General features: G+C 39.2%; 19 protein-coding genes and 1 pseudogene. 12 read left to right on the top strand and 8 right to left on the bottom strand.

All coding sequences use genetic code 11. The features are described 5' to 3' along the window. Positions 1-215 precede the first annotated feature (215 nt). The gene (locus tag AC3ZVC_RS22850) at positions 216-341 is read right to left on the bottom strand and encodes a hypothetical protein (protein WP_285289070.1); all 126 of its coding nucleotides are present in this window, start codon (positions 339-341) and stop codon (positions 216-218) included. Between the two features lie 335 nt (positions 342-676). Next, complete coding sequence (locus tag AC3ZVC_RS22845; RefSeq protein ID WP_110067807.1) at positions 677-871, bottom strand: alpha/beta-type small acid-soluble spore protein; 195 nt, start codon at positions 869-871, stop codon at positions 677-679. A 275-nt stretch (positions 872-1,146) separates the two neighbouring features. Between AC3ZVC_RS22845 and AC3ZVC_RS22840 the strand changes: the two genes are divergently transcribed. The 7 genes from AC3ZVC_RS22840 (at position 1,147) to AC3ZVC_RS22810 (ending at position 7,740) form a co-directional block, all read left to right on the top strand. Continuing rightward, entirely contained in the window at positions 1,147-2,415 is a 1,269-nt protein-coding gene (locus AC3ZVC_RS22840) for an ammonium transporter (protein WP_490065373.1), read from the top strand. 202 nt (positions 2,416-2,617) lie between these two features. Beyond that, positions 2,618-3,436, top strand: a complete 819-nt coding sequence (locus AC3ZVC_RS22835) for a DUF294 nucleotidyltransferase-like domain-containing protein (RefSeq protein ID WP_490065372.1) — start codon at positions 2,618-2,620, stop codon at positions 3,434-3,436. Beyond that, positions 3,436-4,167 carry an exonuclease domain-containing protein gene (locus tag AC3ZVC_RS22830; protein ID WP_490065371.1) on the top strand — a complete coding sequence of 244 codons (732 nt, stop codon included), beginning with the start codon at positions 3,436-3,438 and terminating at the stop codon, positions 4,165-4,167. The genes AC3ZVC_RS22835 and AC3ZVC_RS22830 overlap by 1 nt, the downstream gene beginning before the upstream one ends. Before the next feature lie 165 nt (positions 4,168-4,332). Then, the gene (locus AC3ZVC_RS22825; RefSeq protein ID WP_490065370.1) at positions 4,333-4,962 is read left to right on the top strand and encodes a TetR/AcrR family transcriptional regulator; all 630 of its coding nucleotides are present in this window, start codon (positions 4,333-4,335) and stop codon (positions 4,960-4,962) included. 273 nt (positions 4,963-5,235) lie between these two features. Beyond that, the gene (locus AC3ZVC_RS22820; protein ID WP_490065369.1) at positions 5,236-6,120 is read left to right on the top strand and encodes an ABC transporter ATP-binding protein; all 885 of its coding nucleotides are present in this window, start codon (positions 5,236-5,238) and stop codon (positions 6,118-6,120) included. 6 nt (positions 6,121-6,126) lie between these two features. Further along, positions 6,127-6,921, top strand: a complete 795-nt coding sequence (locus tag AC3ZVC_RS22815; RefSeq protein ID WP_490065368.1) for an ABC transporter permease subunit — start codon at positions 6,127-6,129, stop codon at positions 6,919-6,921. Between the two features lie 21 nt (positions 6,922-6,942). Next, the gene (locus tag AC3ZVC_RS22810) at positions 6,943-7,740 is read left to right on the top strand and encodes an ABC transporter permease subunit (RefSeq protein ID WP_490065367.1); all 798 of its coding nucleotides are present in this window, start codon (positions 6,943-6,945) and stop codon (positions 7,738-7,740) included. A 40-nt stretch (positions 7,741-7,780) separates the two neighbouring features. Here the strand turns inward: AC3ZVC_RS22810 and AC3ZVC_RS22805 are convergent, their stop codons facing one another. Next, a complete protein-coding gene (locus AC3ZVC_RS22805) occupies positions 7,781-8,107 on the bottom strand; it encodes a hypothetical protein (protein ID WP_490065366.1) in 327 nt (108 codons plus the stop codon). 215 nt (positions 8,108-8,322) lie between these two features. Next, positions 8,323-9,504, bottom strand: coding sequence for a PucR family transcriptional regulator (locus tag AC3ZVC_RS22800; protein WP_490065365.1), 1,182 nt, complete (start codon positions 9,502-9,504; stop codon positions 8,323-8,325). A 241-nt stretch (positions 9,505-9,745) separates the two neighbouring features. On the opposite strand from AC3ZVC_RS22800, the gene AC3ZVC_RS22795 reads away from it, so the two are divergent. The 4 genes from AC3ZVC_RS22795 to AC3ZVC_RS22780 are packed head-to-tail and all read left to right on the top strand — an operon-like array spanning position 9,746 to position 14,109. After that, positions 9,746-11,098 (top strand): aspartate aminotransferase family protein, encoded by a 1,353-nt coding sequence (locus AC3ZVC_RS22795; protein ID WP_490065364.1) that lies wholly within the window; start codon positions 9,746-9,748, stop codon positions 11,096-11,098. 21 nt (positions 11,099-11,119) lie between these two features. Continuing rightward, entirely contained in the window at positions 11,120-11,401 is a 282-nt protein-coding gene (locus tag AC3ZVC_RS22790; protein ID WP_490065363.1) for a YhdT family protein, read from the top strand. Beyond that, positions 11,401-12,876, top strand: a complete 1,476-nt coding sequence (panF, locus tag AC3ZVC_RS22785) for a sodium/pantothenate symporter (RefSeq protein ID WP_490065362.1) — start codon at positions 11,401-11,403, stop codon at positions 12,874-12,876. Before AC3ZVC_RS22790 ends, panF begins: the two co-directional genes overlap by 1 nt. Next, on the top strand, positions 12,877-14,109 hold the full coding sequence (locus AC3ZVC_RS22780; RefSeq protein WP_490065361.1) for a M20 family metallopeptidase: 1,233 nt from the start codon (positions 12,877-12,879) through the stop codon (positions 14,107-14,109). Between the two features lie 355 nt (positions 14,110-14,464). On the opposite strand, the gene AC3ZVC_RS22775 is transcribed toward AC3ZVC_RS22780, so the two are convergent. Then, entirely contained in the window at positions 14,465-14,701 is a 237-nt protein-coding gene (locus AC3ZVC_RS22775) for a helix-turn-helix domain-containing protein (protein WP_490065360.1), read from the bottom strand. Between the two features lie 213 nt (positions 14,702-14,914). On the opposite strand from AC3ZVC_RS22775, the gene AC3ZVC_RS22770 reads away from it, so the two are divergent. Further along, positions 14,915-15,478, top strand: a complete 564-nt coding sequence (locus AC3ZVC_RS22770; RefSeq protein WP_490065359.1) for an HAD hydrolase-like protein — start codon at positions 14,915-14,917, stop codon at positions 15,476-15,478. 55 nt (positions 15,479-15,533) lie between these two features. Here the strand turns inward: AC3ZVC_RS22770 and AC3ZVC_RS22765 are convergent. The 3 genes and pseudogenes from AC3ZVC_RS22765 to AC3ZVC_RS22755 form a co-directional block, all read right to left on the bottom strand. Further along, positions 15,534-15,638, bottom strand: a pseudogene (locus AC3ZVC_RS22765) (pyridoxamine 5'-phosphate oxidase family protein); the annotation flags it as partial. Between the two features lie 136 nt (positions 15,639-15,774). Next, positions 15,775-16,041, bottom strand: a complete 267-nt coding sequence (locus tag AC3ZVC_RS22760) for a hypothetical protein (RefSeq protein ID WP_490065358.1) — start codon at positions 16,039-16,041, stop codon at positions 15,775-15,777. 14 nt (positions 16,042-16,055) lie between these two features. Beyond that, positions 16,056-16,178 carry a 3-methyladenine DNA glycosylase gene (locus tag AC3ZVC_RS22755; protein ID WP_490065357.1) on the bottom strand — a complete coding sequence of 41 codons (123 nt, stop codon included), beginning with the start codon at positions 16,176-16,178 and terminating at the stop codon, positions 16,056-16,058. Between the last annotated feature and the right edge of the window lie 177 nt (positions 16,179-16,355).

Here is a 16,355-nt window from a genome sequence, read left to right as displayed (position 1 = left end):
CTTATTGTTGTTTTTAGCACCCTGTTGATTGGAGCGGAAGGCACGAGATACTCGAACACGCAATCGCATTTCCTTCGTGCGTTGTTTATACAGGGAAGCTTATTCAAAGTCCTGCGGGAGTGCGGATCAAAGGGAGAACCCGCAGGAGCAAAGCGACGAGGTGCGTCGGACCGCCTGCGGTCAGGCTAGCCAAATGCTTACAAATAGAATGCAGGTTACTTTTGCATATCCCTTTTTGTTATTTCACTGCGAATATCAGTATCCTTTGAGAATTCAGTATCCTGCTTTTTGTTATTTGGATATTTGTTTTTTCTTTCGCGATTGTCATTTTTGTTTGTCATGGTCAAAACCTCCTTTTCTCTGCTTTATTTTGCTGCGTGGGGGAACCGTTTATTCGCAGTTTTTAATTTGCAGGAAAATATATATAAATTTATGAACTTAGCGAATAAGTCGTTGAAACCGGCGAGGAAATCACTAAAACTTACGAGTAAAACAGGGGAATTAACGAACAAACTTGTAAATTAGCGAATAAACCACTGATTTTAACGAATAAAATCATTTTTTTAACGGAATCACCTGCTAAAAGAAACCCAGGCAAGAAAACTTAATCCGAAAAAACTGAGTGATTCTAAAAGCCGGCCCTGGTTAGGGCCGGCTAAGCTAAAGAAGCCGTTTTTTAAAGATTTTGCTGGTTTCTTAGCTGCTGTTCTGCCATGGCGACAAGACGTTTTGTCATTTCTCCCCCGACAGAACCGTTTGCTCGTGCGGTCGTATCAGCACCAAGCTGAACACCAAACTCATTGGCAATTTCTTGCTTCATTTGATCCAATACATTTTCTGCACCGGGCACCAAAAGTTTGTTTCTTGCCATGATACATCACTCCCGACGATTTTTTGAGCAAATACATGCTCGTTTTTAACTTAACCGATTAATGAAAGGCAGATACCATTTTAAATTTGCCAATAATTTTGCATCAAAAGATAATTAACATGTAAGGTTTTATAACATAAAATTTAGAAAATTATAAAAAACGCATTGACATATTGGTAAATTAGGATAAAATAAGATTAAATTAAGTGATGTAAGGAAATGTAACATATATATATTAATATTACTTACATCATTAACTGAGGGAGGAAATAAAATTGGATGCCACGTTTTTAATGAACAGTTTATGGGTAATGTTAGGAGCCATTTTAGTTATCTTCATGTTAGGCGGATTTATTATGCTTGAGGCTGGTTCCACAAGAATGAAGAATGCCGGCCATATTGCAGGCAAAACCATTTTTACTTTCGGGCTTGCTTCACTTGTGTTTTGGGCTGTAGGGTTTGGATTCATATTTGGTGATAATGCCAACTTTTTAGTCGGACTTTCAAATTTCTTCTACTCGGGTGCTGAGCTTGAAGGGATGGGGTTATCTTCTCCTGTATTCTTCGTTTTTCAGCTGGCGTTTGCCGGCATTGCCATCACGATCGCGCTAGGCGGATTTGCCGAACGTGCAAAATTATCCGTTTACCTCATTTTTACTATATTGTTTTCCGCAATTGTTTACCCGGTTGTTGCACATTGGATCTGGGGCGGCGGGTGGCTTGCAGAGCATGGCAAGCAGGATTTCGCCGGTTCTACAGTTGTTCACTTAACAGGTGCTATGGCAGCGCTGGCTGCCACTATTTTGCTAAAACCGCGTATTGGAAAATTCAATAAAGATGGTTCAGCAAACAACATATATGGACATAACCAAGTTTATACTGCATTGGGCGTACTGATTCTTTGGGTCGGCTGGTTTGGATTTAACGCCGGCAGCACCTTATCGGTTGAAGATGGCTTCTTTGGATTTGTAGCATTGAACACAAACCTGGCTGCCGGAGCTGGAGCTGTAGCTGCATTGATTATTTCCTGGATGGTAATGGGCAAATCAGATGTACCGACCATGCTTAATGGGGCTTTGGCAGGCTTGGTTGCCATTACTGCTTCTTGTGCTTTTGTTGATACATGGGCATCAGTTGTAATTGGGCTTGTGGCTGGAATCCTTGTGTTCTATAGTGTCAGGTTCTTTGAAAAGAGAAAAATCGACGATCCTATTTATGCTTTGTCGGTCCATGGTGCAGCAGGAATTTGGGGAACTTTATCTACAGGATTCTTTGCAACACCGGAGCTGGCCACAGTTGGAAAGCCAGGGTTATTTTACGGAGGCGGTTTTGAACAGCTGGGCGTACAATTTATGGGGGTAGCAGTTTCCGGACTTTATGCTTTTGCTGTATCTTTCATTATTCTGGCAGTCGCCAAGAAGTTAATGGGAGGACTTCGTGTAACAGAGGAAGAAGAAATAATGGGATTGGATTTAAGTGAACATGGCAGCTACGGATACCCGGAAGTATTCATGGCTGAAGAAAACAAAAGGTTAAGCTCGTAAACCTTCAAAATACGGGCTTCCTTAAAGGAAGTGTCCGGATGACTTGCGGAAATAAATCTTATCAATCCCTGAAAAAATGGAAAGATGAACAAATCTTGAATTTTCGGTCTGATGCTTATGCGCTGAATGAGTTTCATGATCGTGTTATGAAAACAGTTTTTGAGATAGCTTTGGATCGAATGAATAATGAAAAATTACCCTCATGGAAGTTCGCCTGGTTCGCTACGGGAAGCGGGGGAGAAAGGAACAAGGATTTTTAAGCGACCAGGACCATGGGCTGATATATGAAGCGGAAGATCCTGAGGCTGCAACATACTTTTTGAAGCTGGGCAAGGAGATAGCAGAAGGACTTGAGACAGTTGGATACCCCTACTGCGAAGGAAAGGTAATGAGTTCCAACCCGATATGGTGCAGGGATTTAGTGGAGTGGAAGGAACAGATATCAGATTGGATGGAAGAAGGAAACTTGCAAACAATGAGAAATCTGCATATTTTCTACGATAGCCGAGCGCTGGCTGGTGAAAATGAATATATTGGAGAATTAAAATCACTCATTCATAATCGTATTAACCATGATCCCAATCTGCTGAGCCGGCTGATGGAAACGAGTAGGCATATGAAAAATGCGGTTGGTCCGATTGGCCAGCTTCTTCCGGAGGAAAAAGGAACCCATCAAGGTAAGCTGGATCTCAAATACACCGCATTTATCCCTTATGTAAATGCGGTTCGGCTTCTATCTATCAAAGAAGGGATATTTGAAACGTCAACGATTGCCAGGCTGGAAAAGCTTCAAGATATGAAAGACTATGGTGCAGTAATGAACAGATACCAAAACAATTTTGCCACTTTATTAAAATGGCGGCTTCTGACCTATAAACAAACTGATACCTACGATGATACCCACTTCCTGCAATTAAAAAGCTTAACGAAGGGGGAGAGAAATGAATTAAAAAGTATTTTAAGGGATGGAAAAAAGCTTCATCAATTTGTGATAAGGACCGTTGAAAAGGGTGTAGTGTAATGGGATTCGATCCTTTTGTACAATTTGTCAGAGGAATTCAAGGGAAGCTTCATTCCAATATGTTTGGGGGCTTGAATGGACAGAACGCCCAGCATATGGCGTTTATCAGGCAAATGCAAAGGGAGCTGGAAAATGCCGATTCAATGGCCATACCCATCAGAAAGTTAAATGTTGTTGTGTTTGATATCGAGACAACAGGGTTTTATCCGGATAAAGGTGATCAAATCATTTCCATTGGAGCAGTTAAAATAATCGGAGGGGAAATTTGCGACAAAGATTGTTTTTATTCCCTCGTGCAATATGATAAACCGCTTCCTCCAGAAATAAAGGAACTAACCGGGCTATCTGAGAATCAGTTAGTTGAAGCACCTTCCCTAGCGGATGTTTTGATCAGATTTTTTGAATTTGTTAAGGATATGCCGCTTGTTGCCCATCATGCAAATCATGAAAAAAGCTTTATGCGCCACAGTTGCTGGAAGTTGTACCGCACTCCTTTTAAGCATAAAATATTGGATACGTCCTTCCTTTACAGGGTGGCAGAACCTGATCAGGCTCTTTTTAAATTAGAGGAACTGTGCGAATATAATGGCATTCCCGTGATTGGCCGCCATCATGCGCTCGGGGATGCGAAGCTTACCGCGCAGCTATGGTGTATATTGAGTGAAAAAGTGCAGAATTCAGGCTGTGCAAATTTAAAGGACATTTATGAGCGTCTGGCAAAACTTAGTTGAATTCTTTAAAGGTCAGTTCTGAACTTAACGTTCAGGCTGATCTTTTTTTATGTGGCATAAAATGCTGAAAAAATTCTTAAACTATATTGACCAGTTTGGTCAAGGAGAATATAATGAAATTGCAGTTGACCAATTCGGTCAAAACTAAAGTGAAGGAGACAAAGAATGTTTTCCAAGTTTTTAAGTTTGGATCCGGAGAAACAGGATCGGATCATAAATGCGGCAACAAAAGTATTTGCAAAAAAAGGCTACCGTAATGCCTCAACAAACGAAATTGTCAAAGAAGCTGACATATCCAAGGGATTGTTATTTCATTATTTTAATAATAAAAAAGATATGTATTTATTTTTGTATGATCACTTGATGGAGGTGTTTTCTGAAAAGATTTCGGAAAAATTGGATTGGTCAGAAAAGGATATCTTCATTAAGCTGCGTCAAATCACATTAATTAAATTTGAGTTATTTGATGTATATCCTGAAATATTAAATTTTTTTAAAGCGGCCTACATGGAAGAGGCTGAGGAAGTGAAAGGCGAACTTGAACGCAGAAATAAAGAAATGCTGTCCAAAAGCTATGAGAAGTTTTTTTCGGATATCGACACATCTCTATTTAAAGAAGGTATTGATATTAAAAGAGCAGTAAATATCATCTATTGGACGATTGAAGGTTTTGGCAATCAGCAGCAGGATCAAGTGATTTCTGCGAAATTGGAGCAAATTGATATTGATAAAATAATGGACGAAATGGATGTGTATCTTGAGCTGTTAAAAAGGTCTCTTTACAAAGATAAGTAGCCGGTACTTGAATTTTTACTCGGTTAAACTTGCCTGTTGATTTACGCTCCAGGAGCTCAGCGAACTGAGAGCAGTCCCGGCGCATTAGCGCCTGCGGGGTCTCCCTTTAACACGCTCCTCTCGCTGGACGTGTTTCAAGCATCTCCGACTTAACACCACACAGGTATTGCGAATGCATTTTCGAGGATCTCGCGCCTTCTTCTCTAATTAGCAGGGTGCCAAAATTAAAAATGAGCTTTAACACCGAATTTTTATAAATGAGGAGGCTGTACCATGAGTGTAATTGAAATCAGCAATCTGACTAAAACCTATGGGAAAGCAAGAGGGATCCATAATATTAGTTTTACAGTGGAAGAAGGGGAAATTTTTGGTTTTATCGGTCCGAATGGAGCGGGAAAATCGACCACGATACGTACACTGCTGGGACTCATTTATCCTACTGGCGGCAGTGCAAAGATTTTCGGAAAAGATTGTATTAAATATGGACCTGAGATAAAAAAGGATATTGGTTATTTGCCGTCTGAGGTTTTTTATTATGACAATATGAAGGTTCTTGATTTGTTAAAATACTCTGCGAGCTTTTATAAAAAGGACTGCAGCAAACGAATTCACGAACTTGCAGAGATTTTGAATCTGGACCTTTCTAAAAAGATTGATGATTTGTCTCTGGGCAACCGGAAAAAGGTAGGGATCATCCAAGGACTCCTTCATGAACCTAAACTGATTATCCTGGATGAACCGACGAGCGGATTGGATCCCCTTATGCAGCAAAAATTCTTTGATTTGTTAAAAGAAGAAAATAAAAAAGGTGCCACTATCCTTTTTTCATCTCACATCTTAAGTGAGGTGCAAAGATTGTGTGACCGGGTTGCCATTATTAAGGAAGGCAAAATCGCTAAGCTGGAAAAGATCAGCACCCTGAAAGAGAGTACGTACAAAAAATTTAAAATCGAAACAGCTGCCCCCATTGACAGGGAATATTTTCAAATGGAAGGTGTTAATGACCTGGAGGCAGATGAGAGGACGGCAGTCTTTTTATTTAAGGGGAATGTGAATTCCGTGATGAAGAAAATTGCTGGAATTAATATCGTGAATATTTGGATTGATGAACCTGACCTGGAGGAGATTTTCATGCATTATTACGAAAAGGAGGACTAATAGGTTATGAATATATTTATACATGAATGGAAGTCCTGCAGAAAATCAACGCTAATCTGGTCACTTTCATTGGCTGGCTTAACCATCCTTCTCTTTTCAATGTTTCCTGCTGTTGCAAGAGATGCCGAGGAATTTAAGAGTGTGCTTCAAGGTTTTCCGGAACCTGTCCGAAAAGCAATCGGTCTGGAAATTGATAGTATTGCTACTTTGCTGGGATTCTATTCTTATGTGTTTTTGTATGTATCCCTTTGTGGGGCTATACAGGCTATGAATCTTGGAACCTCTCTATTAACAAAAGAAATTCATGAAAAAACAGCAGATTTTCTATTAACCAAACCTATAACACGGAAACAAGTTCTAACTTCCAAACTGTTGGCTGCAGTTGTCTCATTAATCATAACAAATATCTTTTTTATAACGGCTGCAACTATGATGGCTTCTATAGTTAAGACTGGAAGTTACAGTATGTCTGCTTTTGTTCTGATTTCTGCTTCTTTATTTTTGCTGCAGCTTATTTTTCTGGCTATTGGGATTCTTGTGTCGGTCATTGTTCCGCGTATTAAATCGGTTCTTTCTGTTTCACTGGGAACGGTTTTTGGATTCTTCATGGTTGGAATCTTTGGTTCGGCCGCAGGTGATGAAGCAATGCGCTATATTACGCCTTTTAAATATTTTGATCCAGCCTATATCGTTGAAAATTCAGGCTATGAACCGGTATTTCTAACTTTGGGGGCGGTCATTATTCTGGCATCAATTTCGGCTGTTTACTATATTTATTCAAAAAGGGATATTGCAATCTAATAGCGAAGGGAGGTGCTTGCTATGAATTTATTTTTCAGGGAACTAATAGCCAACCGTAAATCCTTGATTCTTTGGTGTATGGGTATTTTGTTGATGGTTGCAGGCGGTATGAGTAAATATGGGGGAATTTCTTCGTCCGGTGAGTCGATGAATGAATTAATGGAAGCCATGCCCAAGGCACTGCAGGCGATTATGGGGACTGGGTCGCTTGATATCTCTACTGCAGGAGGATATTACGGTGTGCTTTTTTTGTATTTGATGGTAATGGCGGCAATCCACGCCGGTATGCTGGGGTCGACTATTGTCTCAAAGGAAGAACGGGAAAAAACAGCTGAATTTTTACTTGTCAAACCTATTTCAAGAAACAAGGTCATTACATGGAAGTTAATAGCTGCGCTAGTGAATGTTTTGCTATTCAATATCGTCACTTTCGTTTCTTCTGCAGCAGCGGTAGAGTATTATAACGATGGGAAAAGCTTGAATGGAGACATTGCGCTTTTGCTGGCAGGAATGTTTATCCTCCAGTTGATTTTCCTCTTTCTGGGGTCTGCAATTGCATCTGCCACCAGGAAACCAAAAACAGCTGCATCGCTATCAACGGCGGTTCTAATGGGTAGCTTTCTGTTATCCATTATGATTGACATTAGTACGTCCATTGGTTTTCTGAAGTACCTGACACCTTTTAAATACTTTGAAGCAAAACAGGTTATGTTCGGCGGAGGATTGGAAGGAGTTTTCCTGATTTTATCTGCAGCATTAATTTTAATTTTTTTATTCGCAACCTATAAGTTTTATAAAGAAAAGGATATGGCAGTTTAAAAAAGAAGCATGGATTCCGGTCCATGCTTCTTTTTTAGCATTAAAACTCTCCATCGAATGGAGTGAAAGGAATATTAAGCCTATTTTCTACAGCTCTTAGTCTTTGATTTAATCTGTTGAGCCTGCGTGTGTGGCGGTCAACAGTCTGATTTAGCATCCGTACTTGATCGGTTAAGTTAGTTAGCTGCCTGTTTAAACGTGTAATTTCTCTCGATTGTTCCTGATTTTGCCTCTCCAGAGCCGTTACCCTTCTTTCAAGCTGAGGTGGCTGTCTGTCAGACTCATATTGTTCAAATTGCTGAAGCTCCGGTGTGAAGTGGCCTGAAGGCTGAGGAAGATAACCTTGATAATAGCCATATGGATACATTTGGGCATTCTCCTTTTTTTTAAAATGCTAAAGCTCCATATAAACTATGCCAAAATGGGCGGAGAGGCACGGCAAAAGCCTATTCTGAATTTTGCTGCCATTTATTTTTCTCATAGATTGTTGTTTTTACTACAAACTTTGCCCGTTGATTAAACTTAGTTAGCAGTGAGAAGCATCAAACTTTACGAAAAGAGCATTTTTTATATTGATGGCCTTTAAAAAGTGTGCATAATATCTATTGTATCTTGTTCAGCAACTAATTTAGTAAAATAACCAGCTAATGCAACCTCTAGCATTAGTCTTTTACTAGTATCCTTAATAAAGTCTCTGCCTAGAATCTCCTCTAGTTTCTCAAGACGATGGTATAACGTTTGCCGAACAATAAATAATCGGCTAGCTGTTTCTTTCTTATTCCCTAAACATTGTAAATAGATATATAAAGTAAAAAGCAAGTTACGATCATTTTTTCGGTCATACTCAATGAGGGGCATTAGATACTCGTTAATCCAATTAAGTAAATCGTTTTCCTCAATTGAGGTCAGGAGCTTTTCAGTATGAAGTTCTTCGTATATAACAGAGTTACTGCTCTTAAAATTTCGAGTATAATCAAGAGCTTTTTTTAATGTAGTGATACTTGATTGGATTAATGTAATACTTCGGACCTGGGCGCCCAAAATAAATTTATAATTATTAGATGGTGTCTGTATAGTACTGAAAACCCGGTTTTTGAAGGTTAATCCGTTTTGGGATTCATCAAACCATAGAATTAAATGACCTGGGATATCACTTAAATAACTATGAATAAACGATAACTGATTTTTCTTTGCCTTTAAGTATAAACGAGCCCTATCCATTTTAAAATTACCCAAAATAAGTGCAGAGTAGACAGGTAAATCTGCATAGTGTTTGAACAACTCTTTCTTTGTTTCTTCCAATTGTTCATATTTTGATCCATTCCATAAATTTTGCAGGCAAAAAAGGAATTGCTTTTCAGGAGTTGGGAAATGCAGTAAATCATACACTTTCCTGGTTATATCTATAAATCGGACTTGTCTTTCAAACACGATAATTGGAAAATCAGCGTCTTCTGCCATATGGATAATCGCCTCAGGTAAGTTATCTATGTATGTGTGCAGTTCGATGCAAATACCGGCTGCTCCTCTAAGAATTAATTCTTTTACGAATTTTACTCCTGTTTTTGGATGCTGTGACCACCCGATACCGGTTGTCAAAATCAATTCTCCTCCATTTATCAACGTTCCAACTTCAGTTACTTCTAAAATATGTGCCCATTTCACCTTACGGTTTATACCTTTTTTTCCTGCAAGAACTTTATAACCATTAAAACAAGTAAAGTTAAATAATTCTGAAATAGTCAAGGTGTGATTTGATGGCAAGTCGTTCTCCTCCTTTGGACACTTTGTAAAATCAATTAACTTAATTATACATAAGTTGTCTAATGAGTCAGAATGGATTTCATATTAAAATTAATATTATAAATATTCTGCATTTTATTTTAGCAAACTTTTAGGTAATAGTGAGAGAAAAGTAGTTAAGGAAAGGGCAATTCATGAAGTAAATTCCTACAAAAAGCTAATACGGTAAAAGTGATAGCTATGATTATAAGGAGGTATAAATTTGGATCAGATAAAGAGTGCATTTGAAAGGGATCGAAATTATATATGGCATGCCATGAACCGTTACTCACCTGAATCGAAACCTTTAATTATCGAAAGGGCTGATGGCGTTTTTGTCGAAGATATAGAAGGTGAGAGATATTTAGACGCTATGAGTGGACTCTGGTGTGTGAATTCAGGTTATGGGAGGACCGAATTTGCAGATGCGGCAGCAGAACAATTAAGTAAGATGGCATATTTTCCTATGTCTCATAGCCACATGCCTGCTATAAAATTAGCGGAAAAATTAAACGATTGGCTTGAAGGAGAGTATATTATTTTCTTTTCGAATAGCGGATCTGAAGCTAATGAAACTGCCTTTAAAATAGCCCGCCAATATCACGAACAGAATGGTCAATCAGGACGATTCAAAGTCATTTCCCGTTACAGGTCCTATCACGGGAACACAATGGGCGCTCTCTCAGCAACCGGTCAGGCACAAAGAAAATATAAATATGAACCACTTGCAGCAGGGTTCATCCATACTGTTCCCCCAGATTGTTATCACTGCCCGGTTAATAATAATCCTGAGAATTGCCATATAGAATGTGCAGGACTCTTAGAAAAAACTATTAATTGGGAAATGAGCGAAACAGTTGCAGCGGTAATCATGGAACCTTATATCACAGGAGGCGGAGTACTGATTCAGCAAGACGGGTACCTGAAAAAGGTTGAAAAAGCCTGCAAAAAAAGCGGTGCCCTGCTGATTATGGACGAAGTAATTTGCGGTTTTGGAAGGACGGGAAAAAAATTCGGGTTTATGCATGAAGGAATCCGGCCGGATATAATTACAATGGCAAAGGGCATTACAAGCGGCTACCTTCCTTTAGCTGCAACTGCAGTACGAAAAGAAATTTTCGATACTTTTAAAGGAAGTGAACAGTATGACCATTTTCGCCATGTTAATACGTTTGGCGGTAATCCCGCTGCCTGTGCTTTAGCATTAAGGAATCTGGAGGTTATGGAAGACGAGAGATTAATAGAAAGGTCAAATTCAATGGGCGAGCAGCTAATGTATTTAATGAAAGAGATGTTGTCTCATTCTAACGTTGGTGATATTCGTCAAAAAGGACTTTTGATGGGAATTGAGTTAGTTGAAGATAAAATTACTAGAGAGCCTCTTAATACAGGGAAAGTTAATCAAATCATTGCATCATGTAAAAGTTTCGGCGTGCTCATTGGTAAAAATGGAGACACCGTCGCAGGATTTAATAATGTGCTCACAATTGCTCCTCCATTAACAATTAGCGCCAATCAATTGCAGCTTTTGACAGATGTTGTCAAGAAATCCATCAATAAAGTGTGCATGGGGTAAAACTCAAAAGGGGGGAAAGGGATGAAGTATGAGATTGATCAAAAAGATCCACGGTTTAAAATTTCGCATAGGGAAGCTTGGATTGGTATTATCCTGGTAACCATTAATTTCATATGGTGGTTTGGCTTTGCATATGGAATGGGATCGAAATCCGTAGAGAGTTATTCTTATGTTTGGGGTTTGCCAGCATGGTTCTTCTATAGTTGTGTCGCAGGATTTGCAGTAATGGTTATTTTAGTTATACTTGCTGTAAAATTTTTATTCAAAGAGGTACCCTTTGAGGATGAAGGGGGCAACTCGTAATGAATTGGGAAGTGATGATTCCGCTTATCATTTTTTTAATCGTGATTTTCTTTATTGGCTTCTGGGCCAGTAAACAATTGAAAAATACCAATACTTTCCTTGAGGAATATTTTCTTGGAGGGAGGCAGCTCGGCGGGTTTATCTTGGCGATGACAATGATAGCCACATATGGAAGTGCCAGTAGTTTTATTGGTGGGCCGGGGGTTGCCTATAATCAGGGGCTTGGTTGGGTATTGCTCTCAATGGCACAAGTGGCAACTGGCTATTTTGTTTTAATGGTTTTAGGGAAAAAATTTGCGATTGTTGCCAGGAAATACAACGCTGTAACATTAATTGACTTTCTTAAAGAGCGCTATCAAAGCAAATGGGTGGTATTGCTTTCAGCCCTTAGCATAATCATATTTTTATTCTCTGCCATGGCTGCACAATGGGTAGGGGGAGCAAGATTAATAGAGTCATTGACAGGCCTGTCATACACTGCTGCCTTGTTTCTTTTTGCAGCATCAGTAATGGTTTATGTAATTATTGGAGGATTTAGGGCTGTAGCACTTACGGATACAGTACAGGGAGTTGTAATGTTCTTCGGTACACTCATCCTGCTAGTTGCAACTGTTATAGCGGGTGGAGGCCTATCCAATATCATCTCGGATCTGTCTGCTGAAAACCCAAATTTAATAACACCTTTTGGCCATGATGGAAGTTTGACGCCTCTATATGTTTCTTCCTTCTGGATTTTAGTAGGTGTAGGGGTAGTAGGGCTGCCGCAGGTAACAGTAAGGGCAATGTCTTATAAAGATTCAAAAGCGATGCACAAGGCTCTGATTATCGGAACAATTGTTGTTGGGTTCATTATGCTAGGAATGCATTTGATCGGTGTCTTCGCCAGGCCAATTCTGCCGGGAATCAATGTCGGTGACAAAGTGATGCCTATGATTGCGATGGAAGTTTTGCCAGCATGGCTGGCTGGTATAGTTTTAGCAGCTCCTATGGCAGCAATTATGTCAACGGTCGACTCACTTTTATTAATTGTAAGTTCAGCAGTAGTTAAAGATGTTTATCTTAATTATATAAAGCCAGATGCCACCGATAATAACATAAAAAATATAAGTCTTACTGTGACGACTGTGTTGGGCGTATTAGTCTTTTTGATGGCCCTTAGTCCTCCTGATCTATTAATATGGCTGAATCTCTTTTCTTTTGGCGGTCTTGAAGCAGCTTTCATTTGGCCAGTTGTTCTTGGTTTGTATTGGAATACCGGCAATAAGTTTGGTGCAGTCACTTCGATGATCCTGGGTGTTGGTTCCTATATACTTTTCCATACTTATTATCCAAACGCATTTGGAATGCATACAGTAGTTTTGCCAATTCTTATTTCATTAATAGGATTTATTACAGTAAGTTTAGCCACCAATCATAGTTTTAACAAGCCTTCGGACGGTAAATTGCATACTGATGGCAAGGAAGGAGTTTTTTAAATGATCAAAACAAATGAAAGGCAAGAGCGGCTGAAAAGGGATGGACAAGAAGTCGTGGAATTAACAAAGAATTTGGTAAAGATTCCGAGTGTTTACCGACCTGGGGTAGAGGGAGCAAATGAAGAAAAGGTAGCACAGTTTACAGCTGACTATTTGAAGGGGCTAGGAATCGAAGTCCATATAGAAGAAGTAGAGCCCGGAAGACCAAATGTCATTGGGATTATAGACTCTGGAAGACCAGGAAAGACATTATTGTTTGAAGGACATACAGATGTTGTAACAGAAGGTGACCGTGATGCCTGGACACATGATCCCTTTAGCGCAGAAATAATCAATGGAAGAATGTATGGAAGAGGTACAAATGATACAAAGGGAAATCTGGCTTGTATGATCACTGCTGTTCATTCACTTCTAAGAGATAATGAGGAATGGAATGGAAAAATCATACTTTGTATTCCGTGTGATGAAGAAGGTATGATGATCGGCATAAAGAATTTTATAAAACGGGGATGGGCGGATAATGTAGATGGGGCAATCATTTGTGAACCAGAAGAAAATCAGGTGTGCATTACACAAAAAGGTGCTATGCGTGCAGTTGTAAATGTATTTGGGAAAATGGCCCACGGAGCAATCCCTTTAAGTGGCGTTAATCCCAACACGAGAATGGCGAAACTAATCTGTGAACTGGACCGGCTGGAACAGAAAGAGAAAGAAAGGTTGGGGAATCATCCAATGCTGGGCTGGCCAAGTATCACTCCAACCATTTTGCAAGCGCCAGTCAAAGGCGATGCTCAAATTAATGTCATACCAGATCAGTGCATGACAACGTTAGATATAAGGACAGTACCCGGTCAGGACCACAGTGAGCTGAAAAGAGAGGTTAGAGATATAATTAATCGATTATCCGAGCAGGATCCGGATTTTAAGGCCGAATTTGAAGTAATAGAAGACCGTCCATGGACTGAAACTGATATGGAAAATGCGATAGTAAAGGCAACAGCAAAAGCGGTATTCAAGGTTACCGGGAAAGAACCTGTTTATAATGGAGTTCCAGGAGCTACAGACGGTACTTTTCTCCATGTTGCGGGAGTTCCGATTGTGACAATTGGAGCTGGTGACCGAGAAGTTCCCCATCAAATTGATGAGTATGTGGATATTGAGGAACTTGCAGAGACCACAGAGATTTTTCGGACAGCAGCATTATTGTTCTTAAATAATGGGGAAGAAGAATAGAAACATGCAAAATAGCTATCCTAAATATACAAAAAAGCTTATGGATTCTTAGGGGGATTTTCAGATAAAACATGTCCCAAAAGCACATCTTTTGGGACATGTTTTTATATGGAAAAGTTCTTTGTAAAACCATATAAATGTTATTTTATGGTGAATTTTAAGGAGAAGAATATTACTCTTACAATAAAAGAATATCGACTAATACCTAAATATCCAAAACCAATTCTCGAAGGTGTTCCTGTAAGCAGCTGAAAGTGGTGGCAATTCGAAGGGCGGAATAATAGGGAATTGGAAGCTTATTACCTAAATTTCATAATTTGATATGATAGCGCCTAATTTCGAGGGGCATTCCAGCCTACATAAACGGGGGAACACCTTTGCTGATTTCTGAAACAAGAGAGGAGAGGGATTGCAGCTGCTGCTCATCCAGGTCAAATGCATTTTTGATCTTGTTTTCAAGGTCCGCTGTGACTCTTCTTTTGCCTACCTCAACTAGAGCGATTAAAGAAAAGCTGCAGCTGACAATTCTTGCAAAGTCACGCTGTGTCATATTATAGCTTTTCCGGATCAGCTTAATAATTTCTTTATCCATCACAAATCATCCTCTAAAAAATTGTACCCATTATTTATGGGCCGTTCTGTTGTATGAATGAAGTCTCTTTAGCTATAAAATTAGCATTTGGTTAGGGCTTTGTCAAAGTAATTTATTGAAAGTGGAAATGAGGTTTAATAGAAGTAGAAGTGGTATAGTTTATCTACTTAGAGGAGCAGAATAGGTAACGCATAAGGAAGGGAGAGTTACCTCATGAATATACTCTGGGATTTTGATGGAACTTTGTTTGATACGTATCCGGCCTATACGGCTATTGTAAAAGAGGTTATGGGTAACACGAATATGCCGGATAACGAGATATTTGCCCAATTAAAAATTTCTTTTACAGATGCCTTTCAGTACTTCCAGCTTTCAGATGGACAAATTAAGACGATCCGAAAACAGGCAAGGAGCCTTAAGCCTAAGGATTTAAAGCCTTTTCCGCATTTGGAGGATGTGCTTAAGCTGGCAGATAAAAATGTCATTATGACACATAAGGAACGGGAGGATGTTGCAGCCATTCTTGCTTATCATAAGCTAGACGGTTACTTCACGGATATGGTTGCAGGTGATGATGGATATCCTCGAAAGCCCCATCCCGCTTCCTACGAATTTCTGCATAAAAAGCATAGGATAGATTTAGCAGTCGGCGATAGGGAAATTGATATACTGCCGGCTAAAAGCCTTGGAATTAAGACCTGTCTTTTTCAAAATACGGCACCAGGTGCGAATTTTTATCTGGAAAACTATAAAGATTTTATGAGAATCGTAAAATAAAAACGCCAGCACGGTTTTGCCGGGCTGACGTTTCTTTTATTTATTGTATGTGATTTTATAACTCAAGTGACTTCGGAGAATTTTCCTTTGAATTTACAAGCCTTATTTGTTGAGGCTTAATTTCTAAAACTACGTAGTTTGGATCATTCGTTCCGTCAAATAAGGGTTTGTAAGCAACAAACTTTACGAAAACAGCCATTATTTTTAACAGTAGACAGAGTGCCAATTCTGCTGTTTTCCAAAACATTTCATATTTTATCTTTCAATTCTTGGTGATTCATATGATCACACCATTCTCACGATCTTGTTCCATCATCGTATTTATCGCCAAATAGTTTCTTCTTTTCAATCGTTTCAAAATCCGCTTTGTACTTTTCCTCTGTTGATGAACTGCTCTTTATTTTTGAGCCGTTTTTTTCCTCCTCTTTTTCCAGGTTGAGGTCTTCTACCGGAAGCGGGTCAACATTTTTTTCGCTCTCGAATTTATCAAATAAGCTTTCTTTTTCAGTTTTATATTGTTCCGGTCTATCCATTTTTCCATTCTGCAATTTTTTATCTGCCATGTAAGTAATCCTCCTTATTTCCGATTCTCTTCCTGAGGTTTTTCGGGCTCTCTTTGGGGCTCAATATCTTTGTTGTGTTTTTTCTTTTGTTCTTGCTCTATAGAATCATTTTCTGCAGGTCTTTTTTTATCAGCCATCAATTATAACCTCCTTTAGGTAGTTAGTATTCATTACCCGCAGCAGGATAAGTGAAACGTTGCTGAACACGTTCTCAGGCGGAGTTTATAGGTATCTCTTGAAAATAAAAAGAATCAAATTTATTTAAGGTTAGTAAGAAATCTTTATTCCGAATGATTCTACTGCTTAAGGAGAGA

The organism is Cytobacillus sp. C11.1, assembly GCF_058145115.1.
This window is presented reverse-complemented; position numbering and strand designations above follow the sequence as displayed.

Coding starts and splice junctions, on each gene's coding strand:
- AC3ZVC_RS22825 (WP_490065370.1), top strand. CDS start 4,333: ATGTTTTCCAAGTTTTTAAGTTTGGATCCGGAGAAACAGGATCGGATC.
- AC3ZVC_RS22835 (WP_490065372.1), top strand. CDS start 2,618: ATGGAAGTTCGCCTGGTTCGCTACGGGAAGCGGGGGAGAAAGGAACAA.
- AC3ZVC_RS22845 (WP_110067807.1), bottom strand. CDS start 871: ATGGCAAGAAACAAACTTTTGGTGCCCGGTGCAGAAAATGTATTGGAT.
- AC3ZVC_RS22820 (WP_490065369.1), top strand. CDS start 5,236: ATGAGTGTAATTGAAATCAGCAATCTGACTAAAACCTATGGGAAAGCA.
- AC3ZVC_RS22815 (WP_490065368.1), top strand. CDS start 6,127: ATGAATATATTTATACATGAATGGAAGTCCTGCAGAAAATCAACGCTA.
- AC3ZVC_RS22790 (WP_490065363.1), top strand. CDS start 11,120: ATGAAGTATGAGATTGATCAAAAAGATCCACGGTTTAAAATTTCGCAT.
- AC3ZVC_RS22775 (WP_490065360.1), bottom strand. CDS start 14,701: ATGGATAAAGAAATTATTAAGCTGATCCGGAAAAGCTATAATATGACA.
- AC3ZVC_RS22805 (WP_490065366.1), bottom strand. CDS start 8,107: ATGTATCCATATGGCTATTATCAAGGTTATCTTCCTCAGCCTTCAGGC.
- AC3ZVC_RS22755 (WP_490065357.1), bottom strand. CDS start 16,178: ATGGCTGATAAAAAAAGACCTGCAGAAAATGATTCTATAGAGCAAGAA.
- AC3ZVC_RS22760 (WP_490065358.1), bottom strand. CDS start 16,041: ATGGCAGATAAAAAATTGCAGAATGGAAAAATGGATAGACCGGAACAA.
- AC3ZVC_RS22850 (WP_285289070.1), bottom strand. CDS start 341: ATGACAAACAAAAATGACAATCGCGAAAGAAAAAACAAATATCCAAAT.
- AC3ZVC_RS22830 (WP_490065371.1), top strand. CDS start 3,436: ATGGGATTCGATCCTTTTGTACAATTTGTCAGAGGAATTCAAGGGAAG.
- AC3ZVC_RS22770 (WP_490065359.1), top strand. CDS start 14,915: ATGAATATACTCTGGGATTTTGATGGAACTTTGTTTGATACGTATCCG.
- AC3ZVC_RS22810 (WP_490065367.1), top strand. CDS start 6,943: ATGAATTTATTTTTCAGGGAACTAATAGCCAACCGTAAATCCTTGATT.
- panF (WP_490065362.1), top strand. CDS start 11,401: ATGAATTGGGAAGTGATGATTCCGCTTATCATTTTTTTAATCGTGATT.
- AC3ZVC_RS22780 (WP_490065361.1), top strand. CDS start 12,877: ATGATCAAAACAAATGAAAGGCAAGAGCGGCTGAAAAGGGATGGACAA.